Below are 12,681 nucleotides of genomic sequence, written 5' to 3' on the forward strand. Positions count from 1 at the left end.
GTGCGCCCCGAAGAAGGTGTGTTACATGACGGGCAGCGTGCCCTGACGCTCTTTGCGTTTGTAGACCATCACCGTCAGGAGAATCGGCACTACGATGGTGATGATCATGGCGATGCTGTAGACGCCCCAGAAGGTTGGCTTAATCGACAGGATGCCCGGCAGGCCGCCGACGCCGATACCGTTCGCCAGCACGCCGTACAGGCCGCACAGCAGGCCCGCGATGCCGGAACCGATCATCGCGCAGAGCATCGGGAAGCGGTACTTCAGGTTGATCCCGTACATCGCCGGTTCAGTCACGCCGAGGTAGGCGGAGATCGCCGCCGGAACGGAAATTTCACGCTCTTTGGCCTTACGGCTGCAAATGATAATGCCGACGACGGCAGAGGCCTGCGCGATGTTTGACAGAGCAATCATCGGCCACACCGGGGTGCCGCCCATGCTCTGAATCATCTGCATATCAATAGCCAGCGTGGTCTGGTGTACACCGGTAATGACCAGCGGCGCATACAGGAAGCCGAACAGCGCGGCGCCAATCGGGGCGAAGCTGCCGGTCAGCAGGTGACGCACGGCGAAGGCCACGCCGTCGCCAATCAGGCGGCCGAATGGCCCGATAATCGCGTGCGCGAGGAATACCGCCAGGATCAGCGAGCATACCGGTACGATAACCAGGTACAGGTAGTCCGGCACGATGCGCTTAAGGCGCGTCTCAATAAAGCCGAGGGTCAGGCCCGCCAGCAGCGCCGGGATAACCTGCGCCTGGTAGCCGACTTTAGCGATGGTAAACAGGCCGAAGTTCCACACTTCCGGCACCTGCTGACCTAGCAGGTAGGCGTTCATCAGTTGCGGGGAAACCAGCGTGACGCCGAGCACGATGCCGAGGATCGGCGTGCCGCCCATTTTCTTCACCGCTGACCAGCAGATACCGACCGGCAGATAGAAGAAGATGGCCTCACCAATCAACCACAGGAAGTCATAGATGGTTTGCAGCGACGGGTGCATCTGCGCCAGCGTCTGGCCGTTGCTCATCGGCAGGTCGCCGATCACGTTGCGGAAGCCTAAGATCAAACCCCCGCTGATAAGCGCTGGCAGCAGCGGGAAGAAGATCTCAGCGAAGTGAGAAATCATCTGCTCGTGCCATTTCATATTCTGGCGAGCCGCCGTTTTGGCCTGCTCTTTGTCCGCACCGGTCTGGCCGGTGGTGGCAAGCAGCGCCTGGTAGTAGTCGCCCACTTCCGTGCCGATGACCACCTGGAACTGCCCGGCGTTGGTGAAGCAGCCTTTGACCATCGGCAGCTCTTCGATAGCTTTCGGGGAAGCCTTGGCCGGATCGTTAAGCACAAAGCGCAGGCGCGTGATGCAGTGGCTGACGGTGGCGATGTTCTCGCGCCCGCCAACCAGCTCGATAAGTTTATCGATGTTCTTTTGGTCTATTTTTTTGCTCATGATAGGGCCTTAAAACAGAGGTGAGATCTCCCCGATACCGCCACTTCAGAGGCTTTTTTTAGCAAGCCATCTGACGGACACAGGATCGAACCGTTATTAATATGCTGAATATTAGCCTAACGGGTTTGCGGTTTTGGGAAAATGGGAACGTTCCCGAAACGCTGCGGCGATCACATTAAAGCTGTTGTTAAGCTTAGGACAGAATGGCGGGGATCACGATCTGATGCGGCTCACTCTTACCGCTGATCTGGGCGATAAGCTGCTCTGCGGCGCGGTGTCCGGCTTCGGCGTAGCCGGGATCGACGGTGATAATTTCCGGGTGCAGGAACTTGGTCAGCGGCGTGTTACCGACGCTCGCCAACTGCACGTTGTCGATGCGCTGCTCTTGAAGATACTTACTCACGCCGAGGGCGAGGGTGTCTGTCGCACAGATAAGCGCGGTGGTCTCCGGAGTGATAACCTGGCTTGCGAAGTCATAACCTTGCTTCATCGCCAGGCCCGGCAACGCGGCGACCGGCGTCAGCTGGTGGCGTTTGCAGAAGGCCTGATAGGCATCGTGGCGGCGCTGCCCGGTGGTGACGTCGCTAGGGGGAACGCCGAGGAAGCTTATGTGGCGATGGCCCAGCTCGAACAGGCGCTGCATCAGCTGCGTAATCGCCCCGGTATCGTCATAACAGACGGAGGCAAAACCTTTGGCATCGCGGGCCATCAGCACCAACGTTGAATGCCAGTCGCCGAGAATCGCTTCGGTTACGCCGGTAAAGCCAAACAGGATCACACCGTCGATATTGCGGCGTTTCAGCATCGCCAGATGTTCGGTCACTTTCTCCGGCGAGAACTGGCTTTCCATCATGATAGGGTCGTAGCCCTGCTCGTAGAAGGCGGGCAGCATGGTCTGAACCGCCAGGTTTTCCGACAGCGAGTCCAGACGGGTGACGATAATCGCCACCACCTTATCGCTTTGCCCACGCATGGCGCGCGCGGAGCGGGAAGGGGAGAAGCCGTGCTGCACCATGACGGCTTCGACGCGTTCACGGGTGCGGTCGCTAACGCCGCTTTCATTATTCAGCACGCGGGAGACGGTTGATTTCCCGACACCGCTCAGGCGAGCGATATCTTTAATAGTCAGCCGATTTTCCATAAATAGTTGCCCCGCGTGAATATTTTATGCCGTCTACCTGATGGTTGACGTACCGTTGAATTGCCTGACGTTATTATATCGCTCTAATAGTCACAAACCTTATGAATTTCTGCGTATAATTCGCGGCGTTTTCTACTATCAATCTTACCGGAGGCTGTATGGATCCCGATCCCACCCGTCTCTCCATCTGGAGAGTAACTTTCCGGTAAGCCAGCTTTTCGCTGCCTTGCCGATGATGTGAGGCAGTGACACTTCTTAAATGTCCCTGCATAAAAATAGAGTGCCCTAACGGTGCAGTTTGATTGTGTCCGTAGGCTTATCTGCGGTTGCCTCTGGCGACTGCGGAGGATTTTGTATGCTGAAAAATTTAACCCGGCAGCTGTTCGCGCAGCTTGGCCGCCATTTGCCGCGCCGTCTGGTCCAGCGCGACCCGATGCCTTCTCAGCAGAGCGTTGCTCACACACCTATTCCGCCATCGCTCAGCGAACAGTGCCTGAAAATGGCGCATCTCAGCGAACAGGCGCTGTGGGAAACTTTCAACACCCATCCGGAAGGGCTGAACGCCGCGGAAGTCGAACAGGCACGTGTCACGCACGGCGAAAACAAGCTGCCAGCGCAGCAGCCGCAGCCATGGTGGGTGCATCTGTGGCTTTGCTACCGTAACCCGTTCAACATCCTGCTGACCGTGCTGGCCGCCGTCTCTTACGCCACCGAAGACTTGTTCGCGGCGGTCGTCATCGTACTGATGGTGGGCATTTCCACACTGCTGAACTTTGTCCAGGAAGCCCGTTCGACCAAGGCGGCGGACACCCTGAAAGCGATGGTCAGCAACACCGCGACGGTGCTGCGCGTCATCAATGACAAGGGCGAGAGCAGCTGGGTGGAACTGCCTATCGACCAGCTGGTGCCGGGCGACATCATCAAACTGGCGGCGGGGGATATGATCCCGGCCGACCTGCGCGTGATTCAGGCGCGCGATCTGTTTGTGGCGCAGGCATCGCTGACCGGAGAATCCTTGCCGGTTGAGAAGGTGGCGCATACCCGCGAGCCGGATCAAACCAACCCGCTCGAATGCGACACTCTGTGCTTTATGGGCACTAACGTGGTGAGCGGCACCGCGCAGGCGATGGTGATTGCTACCGGGGCCAACACCTGGTTTGGGCAACTGGCCGGCCGCGTAAGCGAGCAGGAAAGTGAGCCGAACGCGTTCCAGAAAGGCATCAGCCGCGTCAGCATGCTGCTGATCCGCTTTATGCTGGTGATGGCGCCTATCGTGTTGGTTATCAACGGCTATACCAAAGGCGACTGGTGGGAAGCGGCGCTGTTTGCCCTCTCCGTCGCGGTGGGCCTGACCCCGGAAATGCTGCCGATGATCGTCACCTCGACGCTGGCACGTGGGGCCGTGAAGCTGTCAAAACAGAAGGTTATCGTTAAACACCTCGACGCAATTCAGAACTTTGGCGCGATGGACATCCTCTGCACCGACAAAACCGGTACGCTGACCCAGGATAAAATCGTGCTGGAGAATCACACCGATGTTTCCGGCAAGGTGAGCGAGCGCGTGCTGTTGACCGCGTGGCTGAATAGCCACTACCAGACCGGGCTGAAAAACCTGCTGGATACCGCGGTATTGGAAGGGGTAGATGAAGTAGCGGCCCGCGAGCTGTCTACCGCCTGGCAGAAAGTGGATGAGATCCCGTTTGATTTCGAACGCCGCCGCATGTCGGTGGTGGTGAGCGAAAAGCCGGATGTACACAAGCTGATTTGCAAAGGCGCGTTGCAGGAGATCCTCAACGTCTGTACTCAGGTCTACCACAACGGTGAAATTGTGCCGCTGGATGAGACCATGCTGCGCCGCATCAAACGCGTGACCGATACCCTGAACCGTCAGGGGCTGCGCGTGGTGGCGGTGGCGAGCAAATTCCTGCCAGCGCGCGAAGGCGACTACCAGCGCATTGATGAGTCCGATCTGATCCTCGAAGGATATATCGCCTTCCTCGATCCGCCGAAAGAGACCACTGCGCCGGCGCTGAAAGCGCTGAAAGCGAGCGGCATCACCGTGAAAATTCTCACCGGTGACAGCGAACTGGTGGCGGCGAAAGTGTGCCACGAAGTGGGGCTGGACGCGGGTGACGTGATCGTCGGCAGTGAGATTGAGCACCTGAGCGATGACGAGCTGGCGAAGCTTGCTCAGCGCACCACGCTGTTTGCTCGCCTGACGCCGATGCATAAAGAGCGCATCGTGACCCTGCTGAAACGCGAAGGACACGTGGTGGGCTTTATGGGCGACGGCATCAACGATGCACCGGCGCTGCGCGCGGCGGATATCGGTATTTCCGTGGACGGTGCGGTGGATATTGCCCGTGAAGCGGCTGATATCATCCTGCTGGAAAAGAGCCTGATGGTGCTGGAAGAGGGGGTGATCGAAGGTCGTCGCACCTTCTCGAACATGCTGAAGTACATCAAGATGACCGCCAGCTCCAACTTCGGTAACGTCTTCAGCGTGCTGGTGGCCAGCGCCTTCCTGCCGTTCCTGCCAATGCTGCCGTTACACTTACTGATTCAGAACCTGCTGTACGATGTATCCCAGGTGGCGCTGCCGTTCGATAACGTCGATGACGAACAGATCCGCAAACCGCAGCGCTGGAACCCGGCCGATCTGGGCCGCTTTATGGTGTTCTTCGGGCCGATCAGCTCCATCTTCGATATTCTGACCTTCTGCCTGATGTGGTGGGTGTTTAAAGCCAACACGCCAGAAATGCAGACCTTGTTCCAGTCCGGCTGGTTTATTGAAGGGCTGCTGTCGCAGACGCTGATTGTGCATATGATTCGTACCCGCCGCATTCCGTTTGTGCAGAGCCGCGCCGCGTGGCCGCTGTTCGCCATGACGCTGCTGGTGATGGCGATTGGTATCGCGCTGCCGTTCTCACCGCTGGCAAGCTATCTGCAACTGGAAGCGCTGCCGCTGAGCTACTTCCCATGGCTGGTGGCGATTCTGGTGGGGTATATGACCTTCACGCAGATGGTGAAAGGGTTCTTCACTCGCCGTTATGGCTGGCAGTAAGCGGTGATGGCTCCCCGGCGGCGCTTGTGCTTCCTGTAGCCCGGCCAAGCGAAGCGCCGCCTGGAAACCCACCGCACAGAAACAAAAAAGGCAGCCATCGGCTGCCTTTTCTTCATACTGCGTGCAATCAGCGACGTACGGCAATCGCTTCGATTTCAATCTTCACGTCTTTCGGCAGACGGGCCACTTCAACGCAGGAACGCGCTGGGAAGGTGGCATTGTGCTCGGTGAAGAACGCTTCGTAAGTGGCGTTAACGGTCGCGAAATCGTTGAGATCTTTAACGAATACGGTAGTTTTCACGATATCGCCCACTTTCAGGCCAGCGGCTTCAACGATAGCTTTCACGTTTTCCAGCGACTGACGCGCCTGAGCAGATACGTCTTCCGGCACGCTGCCGGTTTTCGGGTCTACCGGGATCTGACCGGAAGTGATGATCATACTGCCCAGGTCAACGCCCTGAACGTATGGGCCGATAGCTGCTGGTGCATTTTCCGTCGCAATAGTTTTGCTCATGGTATCTCCAGATGAACTGCAGTATTAAGGTGTTAGCCATTATAGAGAGGCCAGATTTCAATACCAACCGCAATTAGTTGGCCAGCACCACATAATGAGAAAACTCTTTTTCACAGTATTTGCATTTGAGCGCAACGTCATCGGCGCGTTTTTTCACTGCAAAGCTAGAGGAAACCGGTTCGGCGTGGCTGATACAGTTGCTGTTCGGGCACACCAGCACGCTCTCGATGCGCTCTGGCAGGCTCGGGCGAGATTTGCCCACCACTTCATAGTTATCGATGCGGTTAACGGTTGCCTCTGGCGCGTACAGCGACAGCTGGTTGACCTGCTCGTCGGTCAGGAAGGTGTTTTCGATTTTAATCAGGTCTTTACGCCCCATCTCGCCGGACGGCAGGTTCAGGCCAATGGTGATGCGCTGGTCGGTTTCGGTCAGCTTGAACAGGGTCAGCAGCTTAAAGCCCACCTGCGCCGGGATATGGTCGATTACGGTGCCGCGTTTGATGGCTTCTACTTGTAATTTGTTGTCGTGTGTCATCGTCATTTTCCCCTTACAGAGCCAGTTCACTATTCAGTACCAGTGCCAGTAACGCCTGGCGGGCGAAGATGCCGTTGCCGGCCTGCTGGAAGTACCAGGCGTGTGGCGTTTTATCGACATCGGTGGTGATCTCATCAATGCGCGGCAGCGGGTGCAGCACCTTCATGTTATCGCGTGCGCCGACCAGATCCGCCGCGCGCAGGACAAACTGCGCTTTGACGTTGGCGTATTCGGACGGGTCGAGGCGCTCTTTCTGCACGCGGGTCATGTAGAGGATATCGACCTCCGCCATCACTTCGTCGATAGCGCTATGCAGGCTCCAGACAATCCCTTTCTCGTCCAGCATATCGAGGATGTACTGCGGCATCGCCAGCGCGTCCGGAGCGATAAAGTAGAAGCGGTTGCCGTTAAATTTCGCCAGCGCCTGGGTCAGCGAGTGAACGGTGCGTCCGTATTTCAGGTCGCCGACCATCGCGATATTCAGGTTCTCCAGGCGGCCCTGGGTCTCCTGAATGGTGAACAGATCCAGCAGGGTCTGGGTGGGGTGCTGGTTCGCACCGTCGCCGGCGTTCAGTACCGGAATGTTGCCGGAGAACTCGGTCGCTAGACGCGCCGCGCCTTCTTGCGGGTGGCGCATCACGATGGCGTCGACGTAGGTGCTGATGACCGAGATGGTGTCGGCCAGGGTTTCACCTTTCTTGCCGAGCGAGGTGTTGGCGCTGTCAGAGAAGCCGACCACGCTGGCACCCAGTCGGTGCATGGAGGTTTCAAAAGAGAGGCGGGTGCGCGTCGAGGCCTCGAAGAAACAGCTGGCGATAACCTTGTGCTTAAGCAGTTCCGGCTGTGGGTTCGCTTTCAGGCTGGCGGCGGTCGCCAAAACCAGTTCAAGGTCTTCGCGGCTGAGATCGTTTATGGAAATGATGTGTTTTTGATACAGCGGATTAGCCATGGTTATCTCCTGACGACGGCGCAAAAAAAAAGCCCCTTAAATAAGGGGCTTTACGAATACGGATGCTACGGAAAGGAAAAACGGCAGGCCGGCGTCTGTTTTCAGACGCGGTAAGACGCGATGTCGTACACACTGAACCATAATTCCTCCCGGCAAAACGGGTGGCATTATACGCAGCTTTATCTGGCAATCAAGCGCCTGATTCACATTTTAATCAACGAAAACGATTCTCATGTGATAAGCATTCAACTTTAGTGCGTATAAATTCAATTTTTATGCGAGCAGCAAAAGTGTGCGCTAAACCAACAGGATGGCAGAGTCATGATAAAAAGTACTGGTATGGTATCGCGAATTTACGTATAACAACTGAAAATTGAAACATTGTTTTATTCGTGGAGTCATCATGATTATTGGCAACATCCATCACCTTCAATCCTGGCTGCCGGAAGAGCTGCGTCAGGCCATCATCCACCTTATGGCGAACGTCAACGATGCTACCCCGGAAGGGAAATATGACATCGACGGCAACCGCCTGTTCTATATGATCTCTGAGAACATGACCGAGCCGTTTGCCGATCGTCGTGCGGAGTATCATGCGCGTTATCTGGATATCCAGGTGGTACTGAAAGGTCAGGAAGGAATGGCGTTTAGCACCCAGCCTGCGGGCGAGCCGGACACCGACTGGCTGGCGGACAAAGATATCGCGTTTCTGCCGGAAGGTGTGCAGGAAAAGATGGTGGTAATGAGCGAAGGTGACTTCGTGGTCTTCTACCCGGGTGAAGTCCACAAACCGCTGTGCGCGGTGGGGCTGCCTGCGAAAGTGCGTAAAGCGGTTATTAAGCTGCTGGTTGAGTAACGAACGGATTGCCGGATGGCGGCTTCTCCTTATCCGGCCTACATGGTGCGTAGGCCTGATAAGCGAAGCGCCATCAGGCACAACGTTACAGGTTGTCGTTATTTGCTCAGCGTCGCAACCATCACCGCTTTGATGGTGTGCATCCGGTTTTCCGCCTGATCGAACACGATGCTGGCCGGAGATTCAAAGACCTCATCGGTCACTTCCATCCCGCCGTGCATGCCGTATTCAGCGGCCATCTTCTTACCCACGGTCGTCTGATCGTCATGGAACGCAGGCAGACAGTGCAGGAATTTCACCTGCGAATTGCCGGTCAACTTCATCATGGCGCTGTTCACCTGATAGCCGCGCAGTAGTGCAATACGTTCTGCCCACTTCTCTTTGGCTTCGCCCATCGATACCCACACGTCGGTATAGATAAAGTCCGCGCCCTTCACGCCTGCGGCAATATCTTCCGTCAGGGTAACGTTACCGCCATTCTTCTGCGCCAGCGCCTTGCACTCCGCCACCAGGCTCGCATCCGGCCAGCACTCCTGTGGTGCGACAAGACGCAGATCAAGGCCGGTTAACGCCGCGGCTTCCAGCATCGAGTTGCCCATGTTGTTACGTGCATCGCCGGCATAAACCAACGTCATTTCGTTGAACGCTTTGCCCGGCAGGTGTTCCTGCATGGTGAGCAGATCCGCCAGCAGCTGAGTTGGATGGAATTCATCGGTCAAACCGTTCCACACCGGCACGCCGGAGTACTCGGCCAGCGTTTCCACCACTTCCTGGCCGTAGCCACGGTACTGGATGCCGTCGTACATACGGCCCAGCACGCGCGCGGTGTCTTTAATCGATTCTTTGTGGCCAATCTGGCTGCCGCTGGATCCAAGATAAGTGACGCGAGCGCCCTGATCGTATGCGGCAACTTCGAAAGAGCATCGTGTACGGGTTGAGTCTTTTTCGAAGATGAGCGCGATGTTTTTACCGGTCAGGTTCGGCGACTCCGTGCCGCTTTTTTTATCCGCTTTTAGTTTTGCTGCGAGCTGCAGCAGAGTGGTGATTTCTGCAGGGGTAAAATCGAGTAATTTTAAGAAGTTCTTTTTATACAGAGTAGACATAATTCCCTCACCTGGCTTAAGCCACTTATTGAATTAAAATTCACTTTATATGGATGGGTATTCATTTGCAACCCCAATAACAAATCTTTATCGGAAAGGTGGAGGCAATGGCAACGGTATGTGACAATAAGAGTATCAGCCACATTATGAGGAACGAGCCATGGCAAACCCTGAACATCTGGAAGAACAGCGCGAAGAGACCCGTCTGATCATTGAAGAACTGCTGGAAGACGGTAGCGATCCTGATGCGCTGTACACCATCGAGCATCACCTTTCCGCAGACGATTTCGAAAGTCTGGAGAAAGCGGCGGTAGAAGCGTTCAAGCTGGGCTACGAAGTGACGGAACCGGAAGAGCTGGAAGTGGAAGAAGGCGACACCGTGATCTGCTGCGATATCCTGAGCGAAAGTGCGCTGAACGCTGAGCTTATCGACGCGCAGGTTGAGCAACTGATGAACCTGGCTGAGAAGTTTGAAGTGGAATACGACGGTTGGGGAACTTACTACGAAGACCCGAACGGCGAAGAAGGCGATGATGACGACGAAGATTTCGTCGACGAAGAAGACGACGGCGTACGTCACTAAGTCATCATATATCCTACGGCAGCGCCCGCTGCCGTAGGGCAAGGATTTCGGTATGGATTATCCGCAAATACTCTCCCCGGTTCTCAACTTCCTGCACTGTAAAACGCCTCAGGCGTGGCTCGATAAAGCCCGCGATCCGGCCAATCTCCCTTTGTTGCTGACCGATCATTTAGTCTGTGAGCTAAAAGCGGCGCAAACTGCGATGCTGTTGGTGCGTAAATATGTCGCGGATAAAGAGGGCGCGCAGGCGCTGCTAGACTGGCTGAAGCCCTATGAAGCTTTCACCTTTCGCGATGGCGTTGAGCCGGACTTTACCGCGCTGCATAAGCAGATGGGTAAAAGCGCGATGCCGCAGACCGACGACCCGTGGGGGCGACAGCTTATCGACAGTATGGTGCTGCTGATAAAAGAGGAGTTGCACCACTTCACACAGGTGCGTGAGGCGATGCTAAAGCGCAATATCCCGTACGTGAAAATCACCGCTAGCCGCTACGCCAAAGGGATGCTCAAAGCAGTACGCACGCATGAACCGCTGACGCTGATTGATAAGCTGATTTGCGGGGCCTACATCGAAGCCCGTTCCTGCGAACGCTTTGCCGCGCTGGCACCGTATCTGGATGACGACCTACAGGCGTTTTATCTGTCGCTGTTGCGTTCTGAAGCCCGACACTACCAGGATTACCTGGCGCTGGCGCAGCAAATCGCTGACGGCGATATCAGCGAACGGGTGCGTTTCTTCGGTGAAGTGGAAGCGTCGCTTATCACCGCTCCGGATGAAGAGTTCCGCTTCCACAGCGGTGTGCCGGTTTAAAGGTTGGCGTTCTTATCCCCGGCGTGAGCGGTTTGTTTAACCGGTGCGCCGAGGGTGGCTTTAAACCAGCTCACCACGCGGTCAATGACCGGTTGTTGATACCAGTGGTCATCACCGTGCTCGGCCCCTTCCAGCAGTACATAATCGGCTTTATTGCCTTCTGCCTTAAGCGCTTTGTAAAGCTGCTCGCTCTGTACCGGCGACACCAGCGTATCGGCGCTGCCGTGCATAATCAGGAACGGCGGTTTCTTGCCGCCAAGATGGCCCATTGGGCTGGCGGCCAGCGCTTTTTGCTTATCGCTGCCAATCGCTGCGCCCGGCCAGTCGCGGAAGGCACTGCCGTGAACCAGCAGGGCTTCAGTTACCGCTGGAGATTCATGCACTTTCTGAATTGCGGCGGGGAACCCTTCGCCGATATTAAGCAGGTTAGAAATTCCGTACAGCGTGGCGGCGGCCTGCACGTCAGAGGATTGGTTGAGGAAATCGCCCTGCTCGAAAGCTTTATCGCCGTTGGTCAGCGCCATCATTTGCGCCATATAACCACCGGCAGAATCACCGAGTACGCCGATACGCTGAGGGTCGATACCATACTCTTTGGCGTGCTCGCGCAGATAGCGAATGGCCGCTTTACCATCGACGACCGGTGCCGGGAAGGTATCAGGCACGGTGCGATACTCTGCGGCGGCGACCACAAAACCCGCTTGCGCCAGCGCCATGCGCATCTCGATAAACTTATCCCAGGCTGCGCTGGTGAACCCACCGCCGGGGAAGTAGATGATGGCTGGTTTCAGGTCAGTATTGCGTGGCACCAGCAGCGACATATGGAGCTGGCGAACAGTCACGGCGCTTTTTATCTGGCTGTAAACAATACCGTTGAGGGTATCGATACGACCACGGATGTTCTCTACGCGGATGACCTGCGCGCCATCGGTATACCCTGGCAGATCGGCGGCGGCAACGGTGGTGGCAACGCAGCCAAGCATCAGGCTGCCTGTAAGAATAAAAGGTAATTTTTTCATGGTGTTCTATCCTGAGCAAAGCCTGCCAGACGGCAGGCTAACGTGTGCAATAAGGTGATGCTCAGGCAGTGTATTACCAGGAATTCGTGCTGAATAATGTACTTTTTGCATCAAATTCATCAGGTTTTTAGATGAAAGATTTATTTCACTTCCGCTCTGGCTTCCATTTCCGCGCGGGTTGACTCAGTACAGGTTTTACCAACATACGTTTGTTTTATCGTCTGCGTCGTCGTCATTTTTCGCTCCGCTGAGTCAATCGACATCTTCATCTTCATAGCGAACTCCGTATCGCTGACTTTGGTTGTCTCAACAAGGGAGTTGGTTTTCGTCCCGTCCTGGTTGCAGATGGTTTCGCTAATTTGCCTGGTATCGTTGTTTTCTACAAAGGTGATGTTGCAGCCGCCGGAACCGGTGGTATCGCCTTTTTTCATTTTTTTAGCGTCTTCAGACATTTTTTCGGTATAGCACAACTGCATTGAGGTATCGACGTTCTTTTGATCCATTAACACTGTGCCGCTGACATCATCAACAATATGAATGTGCGTGTTTTCCATCTTCCATTCGCCAGGTTTCATGTCCAGGGCATAGGCGCAATTCATACCAAGCACTAAAGAAGCGATAGTTGCAGTAGCGATAAATCCTTTCATTGGTAAACTCCTGCTG

The 12,681-nt window shown here is 55.7% G+C and carries 13 protein-coding genes; 4 read left to right on the forward strand and 9 right to left on the reverse strand.

All coding sequences use genetic code 11. The features are described from left to right. Positions 1-21 precede the first annotated feature (21 nt). Together treB and treR are read right to left on the reverse strand one after the other, a co-directional pair. Complete coding sequence (treB, locus tag ACLGE8_RS19700) at positions 22-1,443, reverse strand: PTS trehalose transporter subunit IIBC (RefSeq protein ID WP_185669153.1); 1,422 nt, start codon at positions 1,441-1,443, stop codon at positions 22-24. A 193-nt stretch (positions 1,444-1,636) separates the two neighbouring features. Continuing rightward, on the reverse strand, positions 1,637-2,584 hold the full coding sequence (treR, locus tag ACLGE8_RS19705) for a trehalose operon repressor TreR (RefSeq protein ID WP_411000624.1): 948 nt from the start codon (positions 2,582-2,584) through the stop codon (positions 1,637-1,639). Positions 2,585-2,939: 355 nt separating this feature from the next. Between treR and mgtA the strand changes: the two genes are divergently transcribed. Continuing rightward, positions 2,940-5,648, forward strand: a complete 2,709-nt coding sequence (mgtA, locus tag ACLGE8_RS19710; RefSeq protein ID WP_411000626.1) for a magnesium-translocating P-type ATPase — start codon at positions 2,940-2,942, stop codon at positions 5,646-5,648. A 127-nt stretch (positions 5,649-5,775) separates the two neighbouring features. Here mgtA and ridA read toward each other — a convergent pair whose 3' ends face one another. The 4 genes from ridA to ACLGE8_RS19730 all read right to left on the reverse strand — a co-directional run bounded on the left by ridA (position 5,776) and on the right by ACLGE8_RS19730 (position 7,787). Continuing rightward, positions 5,776-6,162, reverse strand: coding sequence for a 2-iminobutanoate/2-iminopropanoate deaminase (gene ridA, locus ACLGE8_RS19715; RefSeq protein ID WP_000047541.1), 387 nt, complete (start codon positions 6,160-6,162; stop codon positions 5,776-5,778). Positions 6,163-6,235: 73 nt separating this feature from the next. Beyond that, positions 6,236-6,697, reverse strand: coding sequence for an aspartate carbamoyltransferase regulatory subunit (gene pyrI, locus ACLGE8_RS19720; RefSeq protein WP_123651198.1), 462 nt, complete (start codon positions 6,695-6,697; stop codon positions 6,236-6,238). A gap of 13 nt (positions 6,698-6,710) precedes the next feature. Then, positions 6,711-7,646: an aspartate carbamoyltransferase gene (gene pyrB, locus ACLGE8_RS19725; RefSeq protein WP_035892776.1), complete on the reverse strand. Its 936-nt coding sequence runs from the start codon at positions 7,644-7,646 to the stop codon at positions 6,711-6,713. A gap of 36 nt (positions 7,647-7,682) precedes the next feature. Beyond that, positions 7,683-7,787 carry a pyrBI operon leader peptide gene (locus ACLGE8_RS19730; RefSeq protein WP_072351778.1) on the reverse strand — a complete coding sequence of 35 codons (105 nt, stop codon included), beginning with the start codon at positions 7,785-7,787 and terminating at the stop codon, positions 7,683-7,685. A 262-nt stretch (positions 7,788-8,049) separates the two neighbouring features. Between ACLGE8_RS19730 and ACLGE8_RS19735 the strand changes: the two genes are divergently transcribed. Further along, positions 8,050-8,502, forward strand: a complete 453-nt coding sequence (locus ACLGE8_RS19735; RefSeq protein WP_411000629.1) for a YhcH/YjgK/YiaL family protein — start codon at positions 8,050-8,052, stop codon at positions 8,500-8,502. Between the two features lie 98 nt (positions 8,503-8,600). Here ACLGE8_RS19735 and argF read toward each other — a convergent pair whose 3' ends face one another. After that, the gene (gene argF, locus ACLGE8_RS19740; RefSeq protein ID WP_411000631.1) at positions 8,601-9,605 is read right to left on the reverse strand and encodes an ornithine carbamoyltransferase; all 1,005 of its coding nucleotides are present in this window, start codon (positions 9,603-9,605) and stop codon (positions 8,601-8,603) included. A gap of 160 nt (positions 9,606-9,765) precedes the next feature. Between argF and rraB the strand changes: the two genes are divergently transcribed. After that, complete coding sequence (gene rraB / locus ACLGE8_RS19745) at positions 9,766-10,188, forward strand: ribonuclease E inhibitor RraB (protein WP_035892780.1); 423 nt, start codon at positions 9,766-9,768, stop codon at positions 10,186-10,188. 52 nt (positions 10,189-10,240) lie between these two features. After that, positions 10,241-10,999 (forward strand): tRNA isopentenyl-2-thiomethyl-A-37 hydroxylase MiaE, encoded by a 759-nt coding sequence (gene miaE / locus ACLGE8_RS19750; RefSeq protein ID WP_411000633.1) that lies wholly within the window; start codon positions 10,241-10,243, stop codon positions 10,997-10,999. Here miaE and ACLGE8_RS19755 read toward each other — a convergent pair. Next, positions 10,996-12,018 carry an alpha/beta hydrolase fold domain-containing protein gene (locus tag ACLGE8_RS19755; RefSeq protein ID WP_411000635.1) on the reverse strand — a complete coding sequence of 341 codons (1,023 nt, stop codon included), beginning with the start codon at positions 12,016-12,018 and terminating at the stop codon, positions 10,996-10,998. The genes miaE and ACLGE8_RS19755 overlap by 4 nt on opposite strands. A gap of 140 nt (positions 12,019-12,158) precedes the next feature. Next, a complete protein-coding gene (locus tag ACLGE8_RS19760) occupies positions 12,159-12,665 on the reverse strand; it encodes a DUF3617 family protein (RefSeq protein ID WP_411000637.1) in 507 nt (168 codons plus the stop codon). Between the last annotated feature and the right edge of the window lie 16 nt (positions 12,666-12,681).

It is taken from the genome of Kluyvera sp. 142486 (assembly GCF_046569695.1).
Lineage (GTDB): Bacteria > Pseudomonadota > Gammaproteobacteria > Enterobacterales > Enterobacteriaceae > Kluyvera.

Excerpts from the sequence above, each read along its gene's own strand:
- treB (WP_185669153.1), bottom strand. The coding sequence starts at position 1,443 with ATGAGCAAAAAAATAGACCAAAAGAACATCGATAAACTTATCGAGCTG.
- treR (WP_411000624.1), bottom strand. The coding sequence starts at position 2,584 with ATGGAAAATCGGCTGACTATTAAAGATATCGCTCGCCTGAGCGGTGTC.
- mgtA (WP_411000626.1), top strand. The coding sequence starts at position 2,940 with ATGCTGAAAAATTTAACCCGGCAGCTGTTCGCGCAGCTTGGCCGCCAT.
- ridA (WP_000047541.1), bottom strand. The coding sequence starts at position 6,162 with ATGAGCAAAACTATTGCGACGGAAAATGCACCAGCAGCTATCGGCCCA.
- pyrI (WP_123651198.1), bottom strand. The coding sequence starts at position 6,697 with ATGACACACGACAACAAATTACAAGTAGAAGCCATCAAACGCGGCACC.
- pyrB (WP_035892776.1), bottom strand. The coding sequence starts at position 7,646 with ATGGCTAATCCGCTGTATCAAAAACACATCATTTCCATAAACGATCTC.
- ACLGE8_RS19730 (WP_072351778.1), bottom strand. The coding sequence starts at position 7,787 with ATGGTTCAGTGTGTACGACATCGCGTCTTACCGCGTCTGAAAACAGAC.
- ACLGE8_RS19735 (WP_411000629.1), top strand. The coding sequence starts at position 8,050 with ATGATTATTGGCAACATCCATCACCTTCAATCCTGGCTGCCGGAAGAG.
- argF (WP_411000631.1), bottom strand. The coding sequence starts at position 9,605 with ATGTCTACTCTGTATAAAAAGAACTTCTTAAAATTACTCGATTTTACC.
- rraB (WP_035892780.1), top strand. The coding sequence starts at position 9,766 with ATGGCAAACCCTGAACATCTGGAAGAACAGCGCGAAGAGACCCGTCTG.
- miaE (WP_411000633.1), top strand. The coding sequence starts at position 10,241 with ATGGATTATCCGCAAATACTCTCCCCGGTTCTCAACTTCCTGCACTGT.
- ACLGE8_RS19755 (WP_411000635.1), bottom strand. The coding sequence starts at position 12,018 with ATGAAAAAATTACCTTTTATTCTTACAGGCAGCCTGATGCTTGGCTGC.
- ACLGE8_RS19760 (WP_411000637.1), bottom strand. The coding sequence starts at position 12,665 with ATGAAAGGATTTATCGCTACTGCAACTATCGCTTCTTTAGTGCTTGGT.